Source organism: Neisseria sp. Ec49-e6-T10 (assembly GCF_051132615.1).
In the GTDB taxonomy this organism is placed as follows: domain Bacteria; phylum Pseudomonadota; class Gammaproteobacteria; order Burkholderiales; family Neisseriaceae.
In genome coordinates this window covers 298,971-322,995 of the sequence record NZ_CP152375.1, presented here as the reverse complement: position 1 = coordinate 322,995, position 24,025 = coordinate 298,971, and the positions used below count along the sequence as shown (strand labels likewise).

28 protein-coding genes are annotated in these 24,025 nt (G+C 36.2%); 13 read left to right on the top strand and 15 right to left on the bottom strand.

Annotation, left to right across the window (positions count from 1 at the left end; all coding sequences use genetic code 11):
* Positions 1-3: 3 nt before the first annotated feature.
* From AADH04_RS01505 to AADH04_RS01445, 13 genes are all read right to left on the bottom strand, one after another.
* Positions 4-489 carry a hypothetical protein gene (locus AADH04_RS01505; RefSeq protein ID WP_434778492.1) on the bottom strand — a complete coding sequence of 162 codons (486 nt, stop codon included), beginning with the start codon at positions 487-489 and terminating at the stop codon, positions 4-6.
* A 135-nt stretch (positions 490-624) separates the two neighbouring features.
* Positions 625-2,217, bottom strand: coding sequence for a hypothetical protein (locus AADH04_RS01500; RefSeq protein ID WP_434778491.1), 1,593 nt, complete (start codon positions 2,215-2,217; stop codon positions 625-627).
* Positions 2,217-2,963 carry a hypothetical protein gene (locus tag AADH04_RS01495; RefSeq protein ID WP_434778490.1) on the bottom strand — a complete coding sequence of 249 codons (747 nt, stop codon included), beginning with the start codon at positions 2,961-2,963 and terminating at the stop codon, positions 2,217-2,219. Before AADH04_RS01495 ends, AADH04_RS01500 begins: the two co-directional genes overlap by 1 nt.
* A gap of 11 nt (positions 2,964-2,974) precedes the next feature.
* Positions 2,975-3,187: a hypothetical protein gene (locus AADH04_RS01490; RefSeq protein WP_434778489.1), complete on the bottom strand. Its 213-nt coding sequence runs from the start codon at positions 3,185-3,187 to the stop codon at positions 2,975-2,977.
* 369 nt (positions 3,188-3,556) lie between these two features.
* Positions 3,557-3,871, bottom strand: coding sequence for a hypothetical protein (locus AADH04_RS01485; RefSeq protein WP_434778488.1), 315 nt, complete (start codon positions 3,869-3,871; stop codon positions 3,557-3,559).
* Entirely contained in the window at positions 3,868-4,464 is a 597-nt protein-coding gene (locus tag AADH04_RS01480) for an HNH endonuclease signature motif containing protein (protein ID WP_434778487.1), read from the bottom strand. Before AADH04_RS01480 ends, AADH04_RS01485 begins: the two co-directional genes overlap by 4 nt.
* Positions 4,454-4,705 (bottom strand): hypothetical protein, encoded by a 252-nt coding sequence (locus tag AADH04_RS01475; RefSeq protein ID WP_434778486.1) that lies wholly within the window; start codon positions 4,703-4,705, stop codon positions 4,454-4,456. The genes AADH04_RS01480 and AADH04_RS01475 overlap by 11 nt, the downstream gene beginning before the upstream one ends.
* A 22-nt stretch (positions 4,706-4,727) precedes the next feature.
* Positions 4,728-5,756, bottom strand: coding sequence for a hypothetical protein (locus AADH04_RS01470; protein ID WP_434778485.1), 1,029 nt, complete (start codon positions 5,754-5,756; stop codon positions 4,728-4,730).
* Positions 5,753-5,992, bottom strand: coding sequence for a hypothetical protein (locus AADH04_RS01465; RefSeq protein ID WP_434778484.1), 240 nt, complete (start codon positions 5,990-5,992; stop codon positions 5,753-5,755). The genes AADH04_RS01470 and AADH04_RS01465 overlap by 4 nt, the downstream gene beginning before the upstream one ends.
* Positions 5,985-6,362, bottom strand: a complete 378-nt coding sequence (locus AADH04_RS01460; RefSeq protein ID WP_434778483.1) for a hypothetical protein — start codon at positions 6,360-6,362, stop codon at positions 5,985-5,987. The genes AADH04_RS01465 and AADH04_RS01460 overlap by 8 nt, the downstream gene beginning before the upstream one ends.
* Positions 6,363-6,420: 58 nt before the next feature.
* The gene (locus tag AADH04_RS01455) at positions 6,421-7,080 is read right to left on the bottom strand and encodes a hypothetical protein (protein ID WP_434778482.1); all 660 of its coding nucleotides are present in this window, start codon (positions 7,078-7,080) and stop codon (positions 6,421-6,423) included.
* Positions 7,081-7,091: 11 nt separating this feature from the next.
* Entirely contained in the window at positions 7,092-8,717 is a 1,626-nt protein-coding gene (locus AADH04_RS01450; RefSeq protein ID WP_434778481.1) for a ParB family protein, read from the bottom strand.
* Complete coding sequence (locus AADH04_RS01445; protein WP_434778480.1) at positions 8,717-9,565, bottom strand: ParA family protein; 849 nt, start codon at positions 9,563-9,565, stop codon at positions 8,717-8,719. The genes AADH04_RS01450 and AADH04_RS01445 overlap by 1 nt, the downstream gene beginning before the upstream one ends.
* A gap of 573 nt (positions 9,566-10,138) precedes the next feature.
* Here AADH04_RS01445 and AADH04_RS01440 point away from each other — a divergent pair.
* From AADH04_RS01440 to trxA, 4 genes are all read left to right on the top strand, one after another.
* Positions 10,139-11,191: a microcin C ABC transporter permease YejB gene (locus tag AADH04_RS01440; RefSeq protein WP_434778479.1), complete on the top strand. Its 1,053-nt coding sequence runs from the start codon at positions 10,139-10,141 to the stop codon at positions 11,189-11,191.
* Entirely contained in the window at positions 11,188-12,216 is a 1,029-nt protein-coding gene (locus AADH04_RS01435; RefSeq protein WP_434778478.1) for an ABC transporter permease, read from the top strand. Before AADH04_RS01440 ends, AADH04_RS01435 begins: the two co-directional genes overlap by 4 nt.
* A complete protein-coding gene (locus AADH04_RS01430; RefSeq protein ID WP_434778477.1) occupies positions 12,209-13,777 on the top strand; it encodes an ABC transporter ATP-binding protein in 1,569 nt (522 codons plus the stop codon). Before AADH04_RS01435 ends, AADH04_RS01430 begins: the two co-directional genes overlap by 8 nt.
* A 155-nt stretch (positions 13,778-13,932) precedes the next feature.
* Positions 13,933-14,259 carry a thioredoxin TrxA gene (gene trxA / locus AADH04_RS01425; protein ID WP_434778476.1) on the top strand — a complete coding sequence of 109 codons (327 nt, stop codon included), beginning with the start codon at positions 13,933-13,935 and terminating at the stop codon, positions 14,257-14,259.
* A 73-nt stretch (positions 14,260-14,332) separates the two neighbouring features.
* Here trxA and ychF read toward each other — a convergent pair whose 3' ends face one another.
* On the bottom strand, positions 14,333-15,424 hold the full coding sequence (gene ychF, locus AADH04_RS01420; RefSeq protein ID WP_434778475.1) for a redox-regulated ATPase YchF: 1,092 nt from the start codon (positions 15,422-15,424) through the stop codon (positions 14,333-14,335).
* Between the two features lie 333 nt (positions 15,425-15,757).
* Complete coding sequence (locus AADH04_RS01415) at positions 15,758-16,321, bottom strand: LemA family protein (RefSeq protein WP_434778474.1); 564 nt, start codon at positions 16,319-16,321, stop codon at positions 15,758-15,760.
* Positions 16,322-16,602: 281 nt separating this feature from the next.
* On the opposite strand from AADH04_RS01415, the gene rpsT reads away from it, so the two are divergent.
* From rpsT to AADH04_RS01370, 9 genes are all read left to right on the top strand, one after another.
* Positions 16,603-16,866 (top strand): 30S ribosomal protein S20, encoded by a 264-nt coding sequence (gene rpsT / locus AADH04_RS01410; RefSeq protein WP_434778473.1) that lies wholly within the window; start codon positions 16,603-16,605, stop codon positions 16,864-16,866.
* 85 nt (positions 16,867-16,951) lie between these two features.
* Positions 16,952-18,109, top strand: coding sequence for a phospholipase A (locus AADH04_RS01405; RefSeq protein WP_434778472.1), 1,158 nt, complete (start codon positions 16,952-16,954; stop codon positions 18,107-18,109).
* A 40-nt stretch (positions 18,110-18,149) separates the two neighbouring features.
* The gene (locus AADH04_RS01400; RefSeq protein ID WP_434778471.1) at positions 18,150-18,380 is read left to right on the top strand and encodes an FmdB family zinc ribbon protein; all 231 of its coding nucleotides are present in this window, start codon (positions 18,150-18,152) and stop codon (positions 18,378-18,380) included.
* A gap of 3 nt (positions 18,381-18,383) precedes the next feature.
* On the top strand, positions 18,384-19,130 hold the full coding sequence (locus AADH04_RS01395) for a DUF502 domain-containing protein (RefSeq protein ID WP_434778470.1): 747 nt from the start codon (positions 18,384-18,386) through the stop codon (positions 19,128-19,130).
* Between the two features lie 35 nt (positions 19,131-19,165).
* Positions 19,166-20,968 carry an aspartate--tRNA ligase gene (gene aspS, locus AADH04_RS01390; RefSeq protein ID WP_434779773.1) on the top strand — a complete coding sequence of 601 codons (1,803 nt, stop codon included), beginning with the start codon at positions 19,166-19,168 and terminating at the stop codon, positions 20,966-20,968.
* A 159-nt stretch (positions 20,969-21,127) separates the two neighbouring features.
* On the top strand, positions 21,128-21,883 hold the full coding sequence (gene surE / locus AADH04_RS01385; protein WP_434779772.1) for a 5'/3'-nucleotidase SurE: 756 nt from the start codon (positions 21,128-21,130) through the stop codon (positions 21,881-21,883).
* A gap of 44 nt (positions 21,884-21,927) precedes the next feature.
* A complete protein-coding gene (locus AADH04_RS01380) occupies positions 21,928-22,545 on the top strand; it encodes a protein-L-isoaspartate(D-aspartate) O-methyltransferase (protein WP_434778469.1) in 618 nt (205 codons plus the stop codon).
* 69 nt (positions 22,546-22,614) lie between these two features.
* Positions 22,615-23,478, top strand: a complete 864-nt coding sequence (locus AADH04_RS01375) for a peptidoglycan DD-metalloendopeptidase family protein (RefSeq protein WP_434778468.1) — start codon at positions 22,615-22,617, stop codon at positions 23,476-23,478.
* A 72-nt stretch (positions 23,479-23,550) separates the two neighbouring features.
* Complete coding sequence (locus AADH04_RS01370; protein WP_434778467.1) at positions 23,551-24,018, top strand: DUF1841 family protein; 468 nt, start codon at positions 23,551-23,553, stop codon at positions 24,016-24,018.
* The last annotated feature ends 7 nt before the right edge of the window (positions 24,019-24,025 follow it).

The following is a 24,025-nucleotide window of genomic DNA, read 5'->3' as shown; positions in this document are numbered from 1 at the left end:
GGATCAGTATTCGTTCAAAATTCTGGCAACGGGGTTGCCAAAGTATTCGTTCAAAATTCTGGCAACGGGGTTGCCAAAGTATTCGTTCAAAATTCTGGCAACGGGGTTGCCAAAGTATTCGTTCAAAATTCTGGCAACGGGGTTGCCAAAGTATTCGTTCAAAATTCTGGCAACGGGGTTGCCAAAGTATTCGTTCAAAATTCTGGCAACGGGGTTGCCAAAGTATTCGTTCAAAATTCTGGCAACGGGGTTGCCAAAGTATTCGTTCAAAATTCTGGCAACGGGGTTGCCAAAGTATTCGTTCAAAATTCTGGCAACGGGGTTGCCAAAGTATTCGTTCAAAATTCTGGCAACGGGGTTGCCAAAGTATTCGTTCAAAATTCTGGCAACGGGGTTGCCAAAGTATTCGTTCAAAATTCTGGCAACGGGGTTGCCAAAGTATTCGTTCAAAATTCTGGCAACGGGGTTGCTTATAAAATTGACCCACATTTTTGAAATCTCCCCCTTACCCTTAAAAGCTTTTTATGTAGTTAAAAATGTAAATTTCACACTTAATTAAATTTATTTTTTTGTCATTGAATTAAATTTATTTTAATTTTGTTTTTTTACTTTCTAATTTCGTAATTATTTCTCTTTCAATGAAGCTGTTTTTATTGAAGCCAGCATTTCACTTGTGTGCATACTCGCTTTTGCTTTCTCTTCATCAGTACGTTTGCGAGGTTCTTTCGACTCTTTTTCTTTTGGCCCATCCTCATGTTTTTTGAAGTTGGCAGCACGAATTAACCTGACTTGTTGAACTTTTAAGGCAACAGTAGGGAAGAATTTTTGCTCGTTATGTAGGGTTATTAATTTGCGTAGAAGCCCTAATGCATTTCGTACTGAATTATTTCCGCTGATCTCATCAAGCAATAATTGAAAAGTATCTAAACTCTTATCAGCTAAAAGTTGATGGAACATCGTGATTGCTGGTTCACGTTCAACGTTTGTTAATTGTCTGGGCCAATGTAATGAAAGTAGTAAATCAGGTGTTGTGGATACATCTGCTTGTTTATTTGAATTGTTCTGTTCGGTAGGTGAACTTGATGAAGCAATAAAACTTTGCACACCTACAACAACAGAAGGCTGACCATTGAACAACGCTTTGGAGTGATCTGTAATGTAGTAGTTGTAATCTAAGCTTTTCTTGTAATCTAGTTTATATAAGAATTCTCCCTTTTCCCGATTCTTAATTTCACCAAAACCCGATTCCTTATTCTCCCTTTCCCCAAATCCTAATTTAACCTTTTCCTCATTCCTAATTTGACCTTTTCCCGAATCTGGATGACATAAATTATTGTCTTTATTTTCAATTGGTTGATCTAAGTCGTGTTTTGTACATTCTGAGGTCGTAAATTGTACAATCAGTGAATTAATAAGGCTTTGCTGGCTCTTTTTACTATTTTTAGGTTGCTCCTTTAATAATGTTGGTAATGCTTGACTAAAAAAACTCAATAAAGCTTGACCATTTAGTACCCAGAATATTCTTCTGGAGGCTTCTAAATGTTTTTCTTTTAGGAGCTTCAAATCCTTCAATATCATCCGAGCACGATATTGTTCTTTATGAGTCAAACCGATATAACGCTGCCAGTTTTCAATTGTGATTGATATGAGCAACGGTTTTTGGTTGGTATGATTTTCGACAATGTTTCTGAATGCAACTGATAGCATTACTGCCGCATTAATGTCTTTAGTGAGGAATGCTAGGTCTCGGTGATATGCAACACTACGTGCAAAGAATCTTCTTGTGAGAGCAGGGTTATTCCGTAAATTATGAATGTTCAGTGAACCATCAAAATCAACTTGCAAAACTTTGGCCAATTGTTGTCCAAGTTTTTGTAAATTGACTTTAAAACCAAGGGTAGAAAGCATATTGATACGAGTATTTTTAACCTCAATTAACCCTCTATGCACCAATGATTTTTTTATAGTGTCTTGCTCATAAAGACTTAACCCAGTTTCTCTGGTAATATCTTTCGCTTGTTTAAAAATCCAACCATCATTTTCAATGATTTTTGAACCATGCTTAGTCCAGTAGATCAGTTGTGACAAAAATATGGCTGCTTTCAGTGAATTCGTTACCTGAATCACAGATGTAAAAACAGCTATAGGACTTGAGCCTTGGCAAGCTCTCCAAGCTTTAATGAGTATTTGTTCTTTATCAGAAGCAACTGGATACATTAGGAACCTCGCACTTTGTTCCAATGTGTCGCAGTCAAAACTGCTAATTGCTGATAGCTCAATCTATAATATGTCTGTGCTGGAAACCCTTCTTTCTTTATTTCTAAAATATGAGCCTTCAATAGCAGTGATTTAGCAGCCTCTTGATCACGTCTGCTTAAATTAGTGCGTACATTAATATATTGGCTGGTTACTTCTACCCACTTACTAAAGTCCTCCCGATCAGGTAGTTGTTCCACACAAGACAATAATTCCTGTATGGTGGCCATAAATAGAGTGGCTTTAATGGAATCTTTCTTTTTAGCTATTGCTTGAAGCTGTAATTTATTGATACTCAAGGGTGGGGTGGCTAAATCAACACTATTAATGGTATTGGACAGCATTAACTGATCCAGGGCATCATCATCGATACAATATAATGATTGAGAGACAGGTTTAACGCTCCGTTTAAACTTCAACACCTTCTGTTCAAGCAACTTTTTACGTACAGATTGATATTCGGCTTTAGTTAAGCCCAATTCAATACGAATCATATTGGCATTCAAAGGAAACCATTGATTGGGTTCTGTATTGCTGATCAGGTAACTTAAGAAGAACCCAGCATTATTACACCCCAGAGCTTTACTATATTCCTTAACATAGACAATAGGTTGCTGAAATAGGGCAGCAAAAGCATATTCATCTAAGCCAAAACTTTGGTTGATGGTAGGTGTAAACAAGGGGTATTTTTGATCTAAAATAGTCATTAAAACCCTTTCTATGAGACAAACAAACTAAAAAATAACTTACATAAAGAACCTCCCAGAATCATCAAAAACAAGAGTAAGGCATCGACAAATAGGTCTTCATAAAATTCTTTTCGATCTATTGTTTGAAATCTAACCAAATACATTAAAGCAAGGATAAACAAAAGAATCAGACTCAGATGAATCAACATATCGCTTCTAAAATAATTATCTAAATGTTGCATGAATCTATCTCCTCTCTTGGCATATTCAGTCTGATGTAAGCAAAAGGGAGAAACAGCCATAATGAGGTAACGAAAATACCTCTATATAAGATGTCCCACTGAAGATAAGAAAATGAGCCAAGATAAAGACAATTGGCTAAGTACATAACCAGTCCATTACTCGTGGTAACTAGAATCAGAAACCAACGCACTTTATCTATTGGCCTATGTATTCCTGAAAAATATACTGTATTTGCATAGCAGATAAATAGAGCAGTTCCATACACCAAAATCGCGTAGACCGAATGACTGTGAATGAGAGAGACTATGCCCCACATAATGAAACAATTTAGGACTGCTGGAAATTGATAGAACAAATACACTTTTATCTTACTCATGATCTTTCCTTCTCACAGGAATAAACATGAGTAATAAACAGCAAAATGCGCCAATTAAATAAATAATAGATGTACCTGTGAATTCAGCGTCACTGGGTTGAGTAAAAAATAGGTACAAACAAAAAGACATACCTGAGATTGGACCAATTTCTTTTAAAATACTCAATCCAATTATTTTGAATGATTCACTTCTTCCTACATAAATAATGATAAATGCAGCAATACCAACACCTATAATAGTGATCGTGCTTAACATGCTAGGATCACTATTAATTGAGTTAATTAGTTCTTGTAAGGCTTCCATCATTCAGCTCCAGAACATTTAGAACTTTGTTCTTCGCGTTTAAATGTTGAAGCTTCCAAACGAGCTACAGATCTGAGTGTTGGTTGCAAAGTTTGATCAAATTTTGAATAGCCCTTTTTATTAAATAGGGCGTTTTCTCTACGATTGATCAGCTTCAAGTTAGATAGAACACAATTGAGAGGGTTACCATCTAAAAAACACAGCATCAAACCTTCAGGTATAGCTCCATTGACTTTCTCCCAAATCAATTTGTGTTTATGTGCCCATAGATTAGGGTCCGCTATTTTGACTTTTAGATAACCATCGGTTGTGATGGCTTCAGAACCCACTGGCACATAATTATGTGGTTTATGACCTTTGGTGAAACTGGTCTTATTCACACCTGTTAAACCTTTGGTTCCTTTATTTACAGGGACATTCCCTTTGGGAAAACACCCCGTACGTCCAGTTAAAAATTCATGTTTCTTACATATAGAAGAAATGGCACTGACGCTCTGATTGGTGGCAAATCTTTGATTAAATTGTTTTGTAATCTCAGCTCTAGTCAGCTCTTTATTTTTAATCAAAAAATCCAAATGCTCTTGTTTATAGTTCATTTGAACTCCCTCCCAGTAAAGTAGGTAAAGCTAATGGGCGCTTACTATTGTTATTTTCGTGTGTGAACTTATGTGCATCAAAAACCAACTGTGCATTAGCAACTATTGAGTTGCTAATGGCAGAAACAGCCTTACTCCTTTTAATTTCCAGAGCCAACTCATCTTCAGTTAAATCTTCATCATTAATGCGCTCTAATGCCGCGAATAGGTGATCATTTAAATCATTTAATTTATTTTTCATATCTATGCTCCTTATATTTTTTTCATTTAAAATTTTCTAATAAACCAATCTTCATACAAATAATGAGTATGTTGAATCCAATGAAATAAAAGGGAGTTTTTATGACATATAAAAACAGGTCCTTGCGATCATTAAATGACCAATTAGCAGGGTTAATATCCCAATAACTGATGGCATAACCTATGTATAAAATTAGTGATAAGCTGACTAAAACAATGAGAATATTTAAATGGTACTTAGAAGCTTTATGAATTCGATTCATCAGATCAAAATCAAGTTCTTTAAAGTATAACCAAATGATTGATACAAATATTTCCAAGCCAATAATTAACGAAAACAACCACGAAAAGAACGCTCGTGTATTTGCTTGCCAATATGCTGGATTTAGACTCCAGTTAATGAATGCTGAAACTAAATATAAAACCAATAATGGTGTAAGAATCAGGAAGGCATAACATATTGCTATTTTCATTATTATGATTTTGTTATCACATATAATATTTTTCTGTTTTTTATTAACTTTTTTTACTGTTATTAAATAAAATGTAATATCAACAAAATCCAACATTATGAAAGAGAAAAAAACATAGAACGGTGAAATGATAAGAAATGGTAGAAGTATGATGTTCAGGATTACTTCACGTATTTCATATGACCAATGGGCAGCATTAAAATCCCATAGTGCGACCCCATACGCAAAATATGAGCAAGTAAATATAATTAAAACAATGACTGGTATCAGTAATATAATTAAACCAAAAAATATTTGGTCAAAATAATGATTTATTTTTCTATAAATACCACCTTCAAATTTTAATTTGCTCCAAAACATAAAAGTAGCAATAGAACTAATAAATATTATAATTACAGTAATAGCTGCAAAAATTTCTCTACTTGTATGCTCCCACTTAACATTCTCTTGAATCCAATAACTTGGATTAAGATGCCAATTTGCAAACGCAAATAGCCCATAGAACAAGGTTGAATAGGTTATGAATACAAATAACCAAAATCTAACCACATATTTCAGTTTCACCTTATGCTTGATCATTTTTTCACCTTGGCCAATGAGTGAATCTCTGAAATAAGCCAATTTCTATATCCTTTATCTTCAGGAATAGATTTACCTTGCTGCTTGGCATGAGCAACTACAGCTGGAGCAAGGGCATACGTTAACTTATCTAGTAATAATTCTTGCTGCGGAGAGAAACGCGCTAGTTTGCTGGTTTCTACCCAGATATTTAATGCAGCAACCAGTAAATAATTTTGTTCGGTTTGATTAAGCATTGACTTTCTCCTTATTAACTAAAGAGATCCATTGCTCGTAAATGCCTTTCTTTGTATTGCAAGCAGAACAGACACCGATCTGAAGATCATAATTAACAAATATCCAAGAACAATTACCTCGTACTGTATCTATACAGGCGTGGTGGTCATCACAACCACAACCAATACAACGTGAAACTTGAGCAGATACTGGGTTAAAGTCATTATCTGAAGATATTTGAAGATGCTTGATTGCTTCAGGAATAATCTTTAATCCATAAATAATGATGATCAACATTCTTACTGAAGCTGGAATTTCTCTATCACGCTCATACCATGAACCCCTAGATTGAGTCACACCAACTTTTCCCCAAAATTCCCATTGATTCATGTTTAATGACTTCCTGAAGGGTCTAATATTTTCAAAATCAATTTTCATTTCTTTACTCCTAGATATCTTTTGCTTTGATCACAGTATTCAATCGAGCCAAGGTGTATTGAGGGTAGGCTTGTTTGAAGCTTCTTAATTTTTCGATATAAGGCAACTCTTGCAATTGAATTGAGTGCCAGTCGTGTGTTGCTCTCTCAAAATCTGGCTCTGGGATGGCTGCAATACGACCAACCTTAATGGGCTCAATACCATCTTGTTGAACAAAGAAGTACCAATGCGCTAACTCTTGTTCAGTTAATGAAGGAAAAACCTCTAAAATCATGGCTTTTGTTGCTCCATTTTCAATTAGCCAAACGATGTTTTTACCTTCATATTTTTTTTGTTCATTCATTTTTTTCATATACTCAAGTCCTTTACTTAAACTCTCTACATCAATACTGACTTCAACTAGATTCTGGCTAAAATTAAGAATGGCTAAAATTTCACTTACAGTTAGTGACTCCAGCTCATCCAAATTGATGTTTTTGTGTTTAGCCAATTTTTTTAATGTGTCTTTTTTCCTTAAAGAAAGGATGAATAAAAAAACTGCTGGAATACCTAAAATCATCTTTTCAATAAGCTGCTTGGTTACAATGGTTATTTTTGGAGGCTCATTTGACTCCTTTTGCTCAGTTTTTTTTGTTTGAGCCAATTCTTTTGTTTCTTCAATCGTTTTCATACTGTTCCTCATTAAGAAATTAAGTTAAATGCACGAACTGAATTAACAAGATGCTGGAACATATGATTCAGCTGTAGATATTCAGGCAAACATGTCCAGTTAATGATGTGTTTAGATCCAGATGAGTAATCTCCTAACAAGCTGGATTTGACCTCATACTCATATCCTTCATCGGTAACGAATTTTTTAAATAAAGATGCTTCAGGTAATTGATAGACAATAGCGTTCTCATTAATCCAATCGTCCATTTGTCCGCTTAGATCGGCTAAGAACCAATAGATATCTCTTGCTTCTGGATGCAAGCAATCAATTAAAGTAGGGTGCTGAGACAGTTCAAATTTAGTTTTAATGTGATCTTCGTTTGCAAGTCGCTCAAAATCAGGTAACTCAACATAAAAACCGTACTTAAAACTTTCATGAACAACAAAACATTCATTTAAATACACAAAATTTAGTAAAGCAGTTGCGTATTTATGTATGGAATCTCTAGCTTCCGCCAATGTTGCTCTAACAAATGGTTCGTCAACCATATTAGGTTTTAGAGTAGGGCTTAGAAGGGGTGTTTTACTAATAGATTCTGTAGAGGCATCTACATTATCATTAGCTTCAATAGTAGGGGTTTCATCTGAAGAACCTGAATCTATATCAAAAATAAGTGGTTCAGATCCAATTTCATCCAGATTATCAGTATCAAGTGCTTCATCTGATAATTGAATACCAAAATGATCTACTATTGATGTTTCTAAAAACTGAATAAGATTTTCTAAATCAATATCTTCATCATATGGATGTGATTTTGACCAAGCCTCAAGTGTATCTTGCCATATTGATTGAAAATCAGGGTGTTGAACCAGTTCATCAAGCTTGTTATATAGTTTACGTAACTCAATGGCTTTGCCTTTAGATAAAAATTGAGTTAGATAGTCAAGTTCATTGAGTGAATTTAATGCAAAAAACATTAAAGATAAAATAGTTCGAGAAACTGTTAGCCCTCGTTTCAACAACTCTTCAGATAACTCTCTTGAGGATAGTTGTTTGTTCTTTTCTACTTCTATTATCTCTTTTAACTTGTGATAGCCTTCGGCTTTATCCCAAAAACACATATCAGTACGTTGCTCATTTTCAATCATATGAGCAAAATACATATCACCTTCAGATGTATATGAATGGAAAATACAAGGTATGAAAGCGAATTTTGCTTCTTTAGTTTCTGCAAAAAGCTCTTTCATGATCTTTAATCGAGTATTACCTCCAGAAGAAAGTATGTATTTCTTCTCACCAGGTCTTTTAGTGATATGAACTGGCTGCTGAATACCATGATTACGTATAGATTCTTTTGTACTCTGATATTCTTGGGGATCTTGATGTTTTCTGGGATTCCCATCAAATAAATCAATATCATCTATACTCAGATTCATATAAGTATGTTCTTTGAACTCTGTAACCGTGCTTGTAAACTGCTTATCTGTTTGAAGAGGTAAAGTAGACATCAAACTCTCTTTTAAATTAATTGGAGGTGTTGAAGTCTTACGATTTTTCAATTTTTCCATTGGTGTTTGCTCAGACTGATCTCTTAGCTTATCAACAGCCTGATTTAATGGAATGGCGTGAGGAACATTATCTGTATCATTCATCATTAGATATCCTCATCATCAAATTGAAAATTTCTTGCTTTCACTTTCGCTTCAGAAAGTTGAGGAAAAAGTTCATAAACTAAGTCATGCATTACTTTATTGGCAGATTCAGATTTACCTGAATGAGCAATTTCATGAATATGCACTGGAACAGCTTTAGTAGAAGCCTCTTTGTAGGCTTTCGCCGAAGGTATGATGGTATTTAACAACTGAACTTCAGCATTTGACTCAGCAAATGTATTAACAAGCCATTGACCAATATCTCGTGCATCTTTCGTACGATCCATCGCATAAAGCAAGGCTTTTGTAGGGGGGATATCCAAACCGATTTTACGACCAAACGATAAACGTTTAAGCATTGCTTGTGTTCCAGTCAAGAACTCACGAGCACTGAGCATTTCTGGAACAATGGGAGATAATATAAGATCAGAAGCGAATGCTGCTGTTTCTTGTAAGGAACCAACGGCACCTTGTGTATCAATGATTACAACATCGTACTGTTCAGAAATAAGAGGATGATTGATTTTTTCACGTAACAGAATCGGACGATCTGGGCGTGAACTAAGTTCGGTTTGAGTATGAGCTGTACTATCATTAGACAATACAATATCTAAGTTATGAAAAACTGTAGAAGAAAAAACATCTGTTGTTAACTCATCTTCAAGAAGTAATTCAACAAGTCCTTTAGATGCTTGGTGTTTTAACTTATAGTATTTTGATAGAGAACCTTGTGGGTCTGTGTCTATCAAAAGAACTCTAAAGTTTAAATCAGCTAATAAACCGCCTAAATTTGCGGATAAGGTAGTTTTACCAATACCACCTTTTGTGTTGAGTAAGCAGATAACAACCATAGTGACCAAAATCCTTTAAATAAAGCAACGAAAATACAAATATTATGTTGCAGTTAAGTAAAAAATCAGTCACACTACTTGTTGTATTTAAAGTGAAAATATCAATCTAAGCATCTCAATTACGTATAATGACGCAATATAAGAAATTTGCTCAGATATTGAGCGTATGAATGTGCCCATATACCAATCCTATAAAAAAATAATAGATTTAAGATTAAGAATTGGCAGACTAAAGTCAGGGGCAAGTTTTAAAGTGAAACTGTATTCAAACCTGACATTGTCTGCAAAGGGTAGTTGATTGAGTCATAATGGTCTCCTTTGCATATCAATGATTGAAAAATTGGGTAATCGAATAAAACATCAATTTTGAGGCGCGATTGTCGATTAAATTTATTTGTATGTCAAGAATCATTGGCGCAAAAAGCATAATGCTGTATTGAATATGTTGTTTTTTCTTGACAGAATAGTCGTCAATTGGTGTTTTATCTTTAAGCATCATTGCTACCTAAAATAGGTAGAGATTAATCATAAAAAATATTACAATAGCTTCTTTCTAAATTATTATTTTTATTTATGTTCAGATATATCCTAAAACGTTTGGCGCTTATGTTACCCACTTTGTTTGGGATATTAGCCATTACTTTTGTTGTGATTCAATTTGTACCAGGTGGTCCAGTTGAGCAAATGGTACAGCAATTAACAAAAGCAGGGGTCTCTGGTGAAACGGCATCTGTGACAAATTCATTATTGCGTCAGTCAAATCAGTTAAGTCCTGATGAAATGGCAAAGTTGAAAGTATTGTATGGTTTTGACCAGCCACCTTTACAGCGTTTTATCAAAATGGTGAAAAATTTTACAGTTTTTGATTTTGGTGAGAGTTTTTTTCATCATAAAACAGTTGCTCAGCTTATCCAAGAAAAACTGCCTGTTTCTATGAGTTTGGGCTTATGGACATTCATTTTGACTTATTTGATTTGTATACCTTTAGGCATTATAAAAGCGGTAAAGGATGGTTCTAAGTTCGATGGGATCACCAGTTTGTTTATTTTGACAGGTTATGCCATTCCGCCTTTTGTATTGGGGGTGTTGTTCTTGGTTCTTTTTTGTGGGGGAAGTTTTTGGAGTGTTTTTCCATTAAATGGCCTAGTCAGCGACAATTGGGCAACCTTATCTTTTTGGCACAAAATAACCGATTATTTGTGGCATATTACTTTACCTGTAACAGCTTCTGTTATTGGTTCCTTAGCCATTATGACCATATTAACAAAGAATGTTTTTCTTGAAGAAATTCATAAGCAATATGTTTACACTGCTAGGGCCAAAGGTCTTTCTGAGCGTCGTATTTTATTTAAACATGTATTTCGTAATGCTCTAATTCCTCTAATCACAGGGTTTCCTGCTGCTTTTATTGGTGCTTTTTTTACAGGTAGTTTATTAATAGAAACTTTATTTTCCTTGGATGGTTTGGGGCTTTTGTCTTATGAAGCAGTTATGAAAAGGGATTATCCTGTTGTAATGGGCACCTTATATATTTTTACCTTAATGGGCTTGGTGGCTAAGTTATTATCTGATATTTCTTATGCTTGGGTTGACCCTAGAATCAATTTTGATGGAGAACAAAAATGAGTCTTTCTCCTCGAAAGCGAGCATGGCTGAGATTTAAAAGTCATAAACGTGGCTATTATAGTTTAATTATCTTCAGTATTTTATTTGTGTGTTCTTTAATGGTTGAGCTATGGAGTAACGATAAACCACTCGTTATTTCATATGAGCAGCAGTATTATTTTCCGATTTTAAAAAATTATAATGAAACAACATTTGGCGGAGATTTTGATACACCTGCAGACTTTTTGGATCCTTATATTAAAAGCAAAATCACCAGTAATGGCAATTGGGCAATTTATCCTTTAAATCCATATAGCTATAATACCATTAATGAGTTTGATTTATTACCCAATCCTGCTAATCCAAACTCGGCCCATCTTTTAGGCACAGATGATCGTGGTCGAGATGTGTTTGCCAGATTGGTTTATGGTTTTAGGGTTTCTGTTCTATTTGGTTTGGTATTGACCGTGGTCAGTACCTTTGTGGGTATTTTGTTGGGTGCCATGCAAGGGTTTTTTGGTGGCAAATTAGATCTGATTTTACAAAGGATCACTGAAGTGTGGAGTGGTTTGCCAGAATTATATTTATTGATTATTTTTTCCTCTATTTTTAACCCTAGTTTAGGCTTATTACTTTTGTTATTGGTCTTATTTGGCTGGATGGGGCTTGCTGATTATGTTCGGGCAGAGTTTTTAAAAAATAGAAAAATGGATTATGTTTTAGCTGCTCGTTCAATGGGGTTAAATGCCAAACAGATCATGTGGCGGCATTTGTTGCCCAATAGCCTAACACCTGTTATTTCATTTTTACCTTTTCGCATCAGTGGTGCCGTATTGGCTTTAACCAGTTTAGATTTTTTGGGCTTAGGTGTACCTGCCAGTACACCAAGTTTAGGAGAGCTATTAAGCCAGGGTAAAGACAATTTGGATGCTTGGTGGATTGCGTTATCAACTTTTTGTGTGTTAACCATTATGTTATTGCTTTTAAGTTTGATGGGTGAGGGATTACGTGCAGCTTTAGATAATAAAGGTAAAATTCATGAGTGAGCCCTTATTAAGTATAGAAAAATTGAACGCCTATTTTGGAGCGAAACAGGTATTGTTTGATGTCAGTTTTGATCTTTACCCCAATCAAAAAATGGCTTTAGTAGGAGAAAGCGGTAGCGGTAAAACCATTTGTGCACAAAGTATTATTCAATTAAACCCAGATGTTACTTTGTCTGGTGCCATTGGTTTTGAACAACAAGCTCTGATTGGCTTAAAAGAGAAACAGCTCAATCAATTGCGTGGAAAAAAGATTGGCATGGTTTTTCAAGAACCTATGACCGCATTAAACCCAGTGCTTTGCATTGGAGAGCAAATTGTTGAGGTATTACGTTTACACCAGAAAATGAGTAAAAAAGAGGCATGGCAAGAGGCTGTTAGATTATTGGAAGATACAGGTATACAAGAAGCCCAACGGAAGGTGTTTGCTTATCCTTTTGAGTTATCTGGTGGTCAAAGACAAAGAGCTATGATTGCCATGGCCATTGCAGGTAAGCCTAAATTATTAATTGCAGACGAACCCACAACAGCTCTGGATATGGAAGTTCAGGATAAAATCATTGAACTACTTAACGACTTACAAAAAAAATATGGAATGGCTATTTTGTATATTACCCATGACTTAAAGCTGGTGAAACGTTTTGCTGATAAAGTGATGGTCATGAAGGAAGGCAAAATTGTTGAATCAGGTACTGTCTTTGATGTTTTTTCTCAACCACAACATGAATATACAAAAAAACTGTTAGACAGTACACCTGAGCCATTGGTTTACGAAGAAAAGCAAACGGTGCCTGTTCTATTTACAGCCAATGATCTTGGGTTTAGTGTGCCGGTAAAAAAAGGGCTGTTTGTTAAAGATAAACATATTATTTTACAAGCCATAAATTTACAGCTATTTAAAGGGCAAACATTAGGCATTATTGGGGAAAGTGGGAGCGGTAAAACCACTTTAGCACGTTTAATGATGCGACTATTGCAACCGTTTACAGGCGAAATGTTTTTAGAAAACCTGCATTGGAGTGCTTTAAAAGGTAAAGAGCTGACTCATGCCAGAAAACATATTCAAATGGTGTTTCAAGATCCTTTTGGTGCGTTAAGTCCAAGAATGAGTGTTTTGGATATCATCACAGAAGGAGTACAATTACACCAACAACTGAATACTCAAGAGAAAATAGATTTAGCGACAAGTCTATTATGTGAAGTTGGTTTGCCAGAGGATAGTTTATACCGTTACCCTCATGAGTTTTCTGGTGGGCAGCGACAACGTATCGCTATTGCCAGAGCAATTGCCATGAAGCCAGATATTCTGGTGCTGGATGAGCCTACAAGTGCTTTGGATGTTAGTTTGCAAAAGCAAATGATCCACTTATTGTTGCAGTTACAGGAAAAATATCAGTTGACTATGGTGATGATCAGCCATGATTTGGCTGTAATTAGAGCCTTATCTCATCGCGTTATTGTGTTAAAAGAGGGGGCGGTTGTTGAGTCTGGGACAGCTGCTGAGGTTTTTTATAAACCTAATGCTGGCTATACTCAAAAGCTATTACAGCATTTTAATGCTTGAACCTTGTGACCAATAGAAAGTATCATATCGATAAATCGTGAATAATATTTCATTTGCTCATAAATGTTGATGGAGAACATTGTTTTTTTAATTGAAACATTTATGTGATAAGCAAGAAGATGGGTTTTAAAAATTGATAAAAAGGACGAGACAAAATGAGTGATTTAATCATCAATACAACAGATGCTAATTTTGAAACAGATGTTTTAAAAGCAAATGGCCCTGTTTTGGTTGATTTTTGGGCACCTTGGTGTGGGCCTTGTAAAATGATTGCACCAATTTTAGAAGATGTTGCTCAGGAATATCAAGGTAAATTAACCATTGTTAAAGTGAATACTGAGGAGTGTAGTGATACACCTGCAAAGTTTGGTATTCGTGGTATTCCAACTTTGATTTTATTTAATAATGGTGAGCAAGTTGCCATGAAAGTGGGTGCTTTAGCAAAAGGACAACTGGTTTCATTTTTGAATGAAAATATTTAATTGATTATGTTTATAAAAAAAGAAGCAATGAAAATTGCTTCTTTTTTCTTTTAAATAACTGAGTTGTATGGTCTTATACATTAAATAAGAAGTGGATAACATCCCCATCTTTGACTATATAGTCTTTTCCTTCAGCGCGCATTTTCCCCGCTTCTTTTGCTTTTGCTTCCCCACCTAATTGAATAAAATCATCATAGGCGATTACTTGTGCACGGATAAAACCACGCTCAAAGTCGGTATGAATGACACCCGCTGCTTGTGGTGCTGTATCACCTTGATGAATGGTCCATGCACGTACTTCTTTGACACCAGCAGTAAAATAAGTTTGTAGGCCAAGTAGGGTATAGGCACCACGAATTAAACGGTTTAATCCTGGCTCTTCCAAACCCATTTCTTGTAAAAAGGCCAATTTGTCTTCATCTTCTAGGTCGGCAATTTCTGCTTCCATTGCTGCACATAAAGCTACTACAGGTGCATTCTCTTTTACGGCAAACGCTTGTAAACGAGCTAAATGCGGGTTGTTTTCAAAGCCATCTTCTGCAACGTTAGCAACATACATGGCTGGCTTTATGGTCAATAAACATAAAGGTTTGAGTAAAACTAATTCTTCTTTACTTAAATCCATTGATCTGGCAGGTAAGCCTTGGTCTAGGTGAAGTTTCAGTTTTTCTAAAATACTGACTAATTGTTGTGCCTCTTTATCGCCACTTTTAGCCTTTTTACCATCTCTTATAATGGCTTTTTCCACAGAACTTAAATCTGCCAAGGCAAGTTCTGTTTGAATGGTTTCAATATCAGCAAGTGGGTCTACCTTGCCTGCAACATGTGTCACATTTTCGTCATCGAAACAGCGAACGACATTGATAATGGCATCTGTTTCACGAATATTTGCTAAAAATTGATTGCCTAAACCTTCACCTTTACTGGCACCTGCAACCAAACCTGCAATATCAACAAATTCCACAATAGCCGGTTGCATACGTTGTGGGTTAACAATTTCGGCTAACTCAGCCATACGTTGGTCTGGTACTTCAACAATGCCAACATTAGGTTCAATGGTACAAAAAGGGTAGTTGGCCGCTTCAATACCTGCTTTGGTAAGCGCATTAAATAGAGTTGATTTACCCACATTAGGTAAGCCAACGATTCCACACTGTAAGCTCATGATGCTATTTTCCTGACAGCTAATAAATAAAAGTCGTAATTATATCATTTATTGCTTTATTTTGAATAAAGGGTAAAAAACAATTGATATTTAGATAAAATAAACAAAGCTGACAAGTTTATTATTGTATTTTGGGAAAACAAAAGTGCTAATTTAAAATGATTTGTTCACAAAGAGGATGTTATTGAAATGTGGCGGTTTTGACCAATTTAATTTTAAGGTTTTTATCAAATTTAGTTAATTGACAATTTTCTAAAGGAAACAAAAAGGCTTTCTGAATATGAAAGCCTTTTTATAGCTATTGAGCGATGATATACAGTCTCATTTTTTTGATTAATCATCCATTTCTAAAGCATGTGTAGAATAGCCATTTGTTGAAAGTGTCAGTGGTAATTGTGTTGTAAAATTAAAAATACGTGCTACAACTAAGGCTGGAAATTGTTCTAGTAAGATATTATGCATTTGAACGGCTTCATTGTAGAGTTCGCATTCAATGCTCAGTTCGCTTTCTAAATAGTTTAAATTTTCTTTCACTTTCTGAAAAGCGTGATCTGTTTGTAATTGTGGGTATTGATCAGTGATTGCCATTAAGTTACTTTGATTTACCCGTAAGGTGTTTTCTGCGTCAGCTAAAGCGCTAATATTACCAGATTGGCGTGCTTTTGAGACAGCAGTGCGTGCATTGGTGACATCTTCTAAAGTAAGATGTTCTTCAGTTGATAAGTGTTGTGTACATATATCAATCAATTTTGGTAACACATCATGGCGTTGATTCAGTATGGAATCAATGGTGGACCAGCTATTTTGAATATCATGTTTGATTTCGATGAAACGGTTGTATTTTATAATGCAGCATACAATAAATATGGCAATAATAATAACAAAAATGATACCCATGATAAATGTGCTCCTAGCTGAATGAATTATTATCAGGGTAAATTGTACCGTATTTTTCTGAATCACTGAATAATAAATCTAATTTTGGGTATGTAATGAACGGTATCACAAGAGAATCAAGGCCTAGATAAAAGAGAATTCTGTAATCATTTTTTTACAAATTATTTTTCTTTTGAGGGTTTTGGTTCTGAGTAAATCATTTTCGCTAATGAAGTACTTGCAAGAGTGTGAATAAGTCATTAAAATAGCACGTTTTAAAGAAATATTTCTAGGAGACCTACATGGCCAATAGCGCACAAGCTCGTAAGCGTGCACGTCAGGCGCTTAAGCAACGCGCCCATAATGCTGGTTTGCGTACCGCATTCCGTACAGCAGTAAAAAAAGTGGTGAAAGCAGTTGAAGCAGGAGATAAAGCAGCAGCTCAGGCTGTATATGTTGAATCAACAAAAATTATTGATCGCATTGCAGATAAAGGTATCTTCCATAAAAATAAAGCCGCCCGCCATAAGAGCCGTCTGGCAGCACAAATTAAATCTATGGCTTAATTATTAGGTTATAGACAAAGGCTCCGACAAATGCGGAGCCTTTGTTAATTATAAATAGGGATGAAAAGGATAAGGTTTATCTAAAATGATGAAGAGAATCGTACTAAGTGTATTGAGTCTGTTTCCTTTTGTTTCTATGGCTAATACGCATGATGAACCATGGTTAAAATGTACGCAAATTACTGATAATGCAATGCGTTTGGCTTGTTTTGATGGCGTATCAAATAATAAATTAAATGATATGGTGACTCATGAAGAACATGTGTCTTCTGAGTCAGTAAAAGAAGATCATTCAATTGTGAGTTATTCAGCTCATGCTGATGATTATCCCCCTGATGCAACAGATGAGCATAGTGTTCAAGAGCGGCAGGATGTTGAAAATCAAACTTTATTGTCTGAAGCTGGTGTGTCTGATCAGGTCGTTGAGCAGTATACCCCATTGAGTCTGTTGTATGATTTAGATGGTAATGATGAGCGTGGCGTTTTCAGTATTCGTGCGCATAATTCTAATTATATTTTGCCAGTATGGCATAATTTTAAAGTCAATGATGAACCAGGTACGCCTAAATTTGGACGCAATTCATTATATGATGGAAATGTAAAAAAGACTGAGGCTAAATTTCAGATTTCTTTTAAAACCAAAATGTTTGAAGATATTTTTGGTACTCGAGCAGATATTTGGTTTGGATACACTCAGCAATCTCATTGGCAGGTATATAATTCAGAATGGTCTTCTCCTTTTAGAGACACTGATTATCAGCCAGAAATATTCATTACTCAACCAACCAATATGAATCTTCCATGGGGCATGAAATTGCGCATGGTCGGCGCAGGAGCTGTACACCAATCGAATGGACAATCTGACCCATGGTCACGTAGTTGGAATAGGGTCTATGGAATGGCTGGGTTTGAGTGGGGTAAAGTGACCATTTTGCCTCGAGTATGGTGGAGAATACCAGAAAAATCGCGTAAAGATGACAATCCAGATATTACCAAATACATGGGGTATGGTGATTTAAAATTAGCTTATCAGTACCGAGATCACTTATTCAGTACAACATTGCAGTATAATCCGAAACATGGTAAAGGTGGTGCCAGATTGGAGTATGCTTTTCCAATTTCAGGTAAGCTAAAAGGTTATATCCAATATTATGATGGCTATGGTGAAAATTTATTGGATTATAATTTTCACCATCGTAGTTTGGGTATAGGGGTGATGCTTCTTGACTGGGGTGGTGTTTAAAATATATTTTATTGAAATAAATTTTTGGAGTAACAACAGTATGCCTATTTATGAATATATATGTGATGATTGCGGGGTTAAGGAAGAGTTTTTACAAAAACTAGCAGATGCCCCCATTTCTGTTTGCTCTAAATGTGGCAGCACTAATTTTCATAAATGTGTCAGCGCAGCAGGCTTTCAGTTAAAAGGTAGTGGTTGGTATCAATCAGATTTTAAACAAACTGTTCCTAGTTGCCAGAGTACGGGGACATGTGATGGATGTGGAAGCTAATTAATGAGTGATCAGGAAGCAGTAAAAGAGAAAAAAAGTAAAAATAAACTGACATTAAAAGGCTATTTGGTTACAGGTATCTTGGTTTGGATGCCTGTGGCGGTTACTTTTTGGGTTATTAGCCTTGTTGTAGGCACTTTGGATGATACAATCAAATTATTGCCCAGCCATTTACAGCCAAAAGAGCTTTTTGGTATGGATCTTCCTGGCTTTGGTTTGGTTCTTTCCATATTATTACTTTTAGGTACAGGTGTTTTTGCTGCTAATGTTTTGGGACAAAAAATTCTGGATGGGTGGGATCAACTTTTAAGCCGTATCCCTGTGGTTAAATCTATTTATACCAGTGTTAAAAAGGTATCAGATACTTTATTGTCTGACTCAAGCCAGTCTTTTAAAACACCAATATGGGTTCGTTTTCCGCACCAGAATGCTTGGAGTTTGGCTTTTGTTACAGGAAATGTGCCTTCTGTTTTACAACAAGAATTAGCTGGCACACAAGAAGAACAATTTATTTCTGTTTATGTGCCTACTACACCCAATCCAACATCAGGTTATTTTGTTCTGGTTAAATTGACAGATACTAAACCATGCCAATTAACTGTAGATCAGGCATTGAAATATGTCATTTCTTTGGGTATGGTCGTGCCTGATCATATGTTGCCTGAGCAAGAAAAAACAATAAAACAGGACAATAAAATTCAGGCAGTTGTCACAGAGATAAAAGATATAGAAGATAATTCAGATAAATAAAGCAAGAATGATTTTTTAATAAAGGTTAAATAATGATGCGAACCAATTATTGTGGTCTAATTGATCAGACTTATTTAGAACAAACTGTTACCGTTAAAGGATGGGTACATCGCCGTAGAGATCATGGAGGGGTTATTTTTATTGACTTGCGTGATCGTGAAGGTTTGGTGCAGGTTGTGATTGATCCTGACACACCAGAGGCTTTTAAATTAGCAGACAGTTCACGTAATGAATATGTATTGTCTATTACTGGTCTGGTTCGTAATCGTCCAGAAGGCACAACGAATGCTAATTTGATTTCTGGTCAAATTGAGATATTGGCTAAACAGATTGAGATATTAAATGAAGCTGTGACACCACCATTTCAAATTGATGATGAAAATTTGTCTGAAAATGTGCGTTTAACTAATCGCGTGGTTGATTTGCGTCGTCCTTCTATGCAAAAGAATTTACGTTTGCGTTATCAGGTGGCAATGGGTGTTCGTCGTTATTTAGATGATCAAGGGTTTATTGATATTGAAACTCCTATGTTAACACGTTCAACACCAGAAGGTGCTCGTGACTATTTGGTGCCTTCTCGAGTACATCCAGGTGAATTTTTTGCTTTACCGCAATCACCTCAATTATTTAAGCAATTATTGATGGTCTCTGGGTTTGATCGTTATTACCAAATTACTAAATGTTTTCGTGACGAGGATTTACGGGCAGATCGTCAGCCTGAGTTTACTCAAATCGATTTGGAAACCTCTTTTTTATCCGAAAACGACATTATGGATATCACAGAGGGCATGACAACAGCTATTTTTAAAGATGTATTGAATGTCGAGTTGGGTACTTTCCCTCGAATGACTTTTCATGAAGCGATGTACTTATATGGTTCAGATAAACCAGATTTACGGGTAGCACTGAAATTCACTGAGTTAACTGATGTGATGAAAACGGAAGAGTTCAAAGTATTCCGTGGTGCCGCTGATATGAAAAATGGCCGTGTGGTTGGGTTGCGTATACCTAATGGTGCAACTTTAAGTCGTAAAGAAATAGATGATTATACTCAGTTTGTGGGTATTTATGGTGCAAAAGGCTTGGCTTACATTAAAGTAAATGATGTTTCAAAAGCAAATGAAGAGGGCTTACAATCTCCGATTGTCAAATTCTTAAGTGAAGCTGCTTTAACAACAATTTTAGAAAAAACAGGTGCTCAAAATGGTGACCTTATTTTCTTTGGTGCCGATAAAGCTAAAGTTGTTAATGAAGCAATTGGGGCGTTACGTATTAAAATTGGACACGAGCACGGCTTAGACAATGGTTATTTTACGCCTGAGTGGAAGCCTCTGTGGGTAGTTGATTTCCCAATGTTTGAATATGATGATGAAGATGGACGTTACACCGCAATGCATCATCCTTTTACCAGCCCTAAAGTTGGCCATGAAGATTTAATGCAAACAGATCCTGAAAATTGTTTGGCTCGTGCTTATGATATGGTGCTCAATGGTTGGGAAATCGGTGGAGGGTCTATTAGGATTCATCGTGCTGATTTGCAAGAGAAAGTATTTGCTGCACTAAACATCAGCGAAGAAGAGCAACAAAATAAATTTGGGTTCTTATTGGATAATTTAAAATATGGTGCCCCACCTCATGGTGGTTTGGCTTTTGGATTAGATCGCTTAGTGACGTTAATGGCCGGTGCGGATTCTATTCGTGATGTGATTGCTTTCCCGAAAACACAAAGGGCTCAATGTTTATTAACCAATGCGCCTAATGCTGTAGATGAAAAACAGTTACGTGAATTGGGGCTGCGGTTGCGTCAAAAAGTTGAGACACCTAAAGAAGCATCATAATTGGTAGGAAATGGTTTAAGGGTATGCTTATACTAATTGGCATACCCTTTTATTTATTAACCAAGTTAGTTGGATTTTATGATTCAGATAATGTTTATTTGATGTGAATTATAGTAAGATAATAACTTAATGAATAAACATTTAAATAAAGAGAAACAATTGAAATTTTTAGTATGTAATGATGATGGTTATTTGGCAGAAGGCATTCATGTTCTGGCCCAAACACTCAGCCACTTTGGTGAGGTTAGGGTGGTTGCCCCTGAGCGCGATAGAAGTGGTGCCAGTAACTCTTTAACTCTTGATCGACCCTTGAGTTTAAAAAAAGGCCGCAATGGTTTTTTTTATGTAAATGGTACACCAACAGATTGTGTCCATTTAGCATTGAATATTATGGATGATTTTATTCCTGATATGGTGTTTTCTGGTATTAATCATGGTGCCAATATGGGCGATGATACACTTTATTCTGGTACTGTGGCCGCAGCAACAGAAGCTTATTTGCTCGATATTCCTGCGGTTGCTGTATCATTAAATGGTAAAGTAAATAAGCAGTTTGAAACCGCTGCTCATGTTGTGAGGCAATTTGCTCAGTTTTTTGTAGACAGCGATTTAAAAGAACCATTTTTGTGGAACTTAAATGTTCCTAATATCCCTAAAGAAGAATTATCAGGTATTAAAACAGTAAGGCTTGGCAGACGACATCATAGTCAAAATTTGATTCCAATTAAAAGCCCAAGAGGTGAGACCGTTTATTGGATTGGACCAGCTGGTGCGGCAAAAGATGAGGAAAAAGGGACTGATTTTTGGGCGGTTGCAAATAATTTTGTGGCTTTAACACCGTTGTCAATTGATTTAACCGATGCTCAAGCTTTATCTTATTTGTCTCAAAGTGTACAAAGTTTAAATGTAAAATGAAGGTTATATCCACACCTGATACATTTGTTTTGCGGCGCCAGCGTATGGTACATAAGCTGGTTGATATGGGCATTAAAGATGAGCGGGTATTGCAAGCGATGCTCTTGGTGCCACGGCATTTATTTGTAGAAGAGGCCTTGGTTTATAGTGCATATGATCATGTTGCTTTACCTATTGGGCTTGGACAAACTATTTCTCAGCCTTATTCTGTTGCAAGAATGACGGAACTTTTACTGCCAACAACTGGACAAATACCTCATAAAATTTTGGAGATTGGTTCAGGTTGTGGTTATCAAACGGCTGTTTTGGCGGCACTTAAAGTGAAACAGATTATTTCGATTGAGCGTTTAGAGTTGTTATCTGAACAAGCCAAGAAAAATTTGGCGAAAGTTGACCCAAAAAATAATGTTCGATTTTTGTGTGCAGACGGTTATCAGGGACTCAAAAATCAAGCACCGTTTGATGGTATTATTGTCACTGCCGCGCCCAAGGAAGTACCTGCTGCTTTATTGAATCAGTTAGCTGTTGGTGGAAAGTTGGTTATTCCTCTAGGCGAAGAGAATGAACAATACTTATGGGTAATAGAGAAAAGAGAGCAGGGTTTTTTAGAGTCATGTATGGAAAAAGCGTGTTTTGTTCCATTAATCAATAGCACAATTTAATTGACGCGCAGTAGCCGCTGCGGCAAAATGGCTCAGTTTATATAGAAAATAGACCAATCGAGGGTAAAAATGACAGTAGCGAGTTATGTTAAAAAGGGCAGTATATTAATTGTTATGGCGTTAAGTACAGCTTCTTGTTCATGGTTAAAGCAACCAGCTGCACCAGTAGAGCAGACCCAGCCAGATGCTACTGTGCCTTCTTATAATACAGGCGGTAGCCAGCCCAGTGGCTCAACAGATAACGCTTATTCTCCCCCAACTTCAGGCTCCTATACTGGTGGCACATCATCTGGAACCTATATACCTTCGAATGCGCCAGTAGATATTAATGCGAAGGTACATACAGTGGTGGCAGGGGATACTTTATATAATATTTCTAAGCGCTATGGTGTGCCACAAGACAGCATCATTGCGTGGAACAATATGCCTGATATCACAGTCAGACTTGGACAAAATCTTTATGTGAAACCACCACAAGGTGGTAGTAGTGTAACGGCGGCGACTGGTACAGCAAGCTCTACAGCGACAGCAACAAAACCGACAACTGTTGATGATACGCCCAAAGGCACAGGTAACGTGAATTGGGTTGTACCAACACAAGGAACAGTGATTACTCGGTTTACAGATGCCAATAAAGGTGTAGATATTGCAGGAACAAAAGGACAGCCTGTTGTTGCAGCTTCAGCAGGTAAAGTGGTATATAGTGGAAATGGATTACGTGGTTATGGTAATTTGATTATTATTCAACACAATACAACTTATTTATCTGCATACGCACATAACCAGACTTTATTGGTTAAAGAAGGGCAAAATGTAACTAAAGGCCAAAAAATTGCAGAAATGGGCAATTCTGATGCTGATAGAGTGAAATTACATTTTGAAATTCGTAAGCAAGGTAAACCTGTGGATCCTAGCCAATTTGTTAAATTTTAATTTGGTGTGAGTAAGTGATTTGGGCAGCTTTTCTTTGATCAAGATGGCTGCCCAATTTAATTAGGATATGAGATGTTTAATATTAACTCTACTGAGGTGAGGCGGTTTTTTGCTCAAGTTTGGCAATTGCGGTCTAATGGCCAATTGGATGCTTTACAAAAAAAAGCATTGGCCATTATTTTGGAGCATCCTGAATATCAGCATTTTTTAGACAATATTGATGCATATTTGGATACACAATGGTTGCCAGAAAATGGAGAGACGAATCCTTTTTTGCATATGTCTTTACATTTGTCTTTGCAAGAACAATGTGTCATCAACCAACCGCCTGGTATTGCTGACATCGCTCAGCAATTGGCCCAAAAACATGATGGTATTCATGAAGCTGAACATGTGATGATGGATGCATTGGTAGAAATGATTTGGCAGGCACAACGACACAAGACAGGGTTTGATGTTAATTTATATGTGACGCAATTACGCCAAACTTTAAACTTATCAGAAGAAGAACAGCAAAGAGTGAATCCTCATGAAGTTTAGTTGGTAG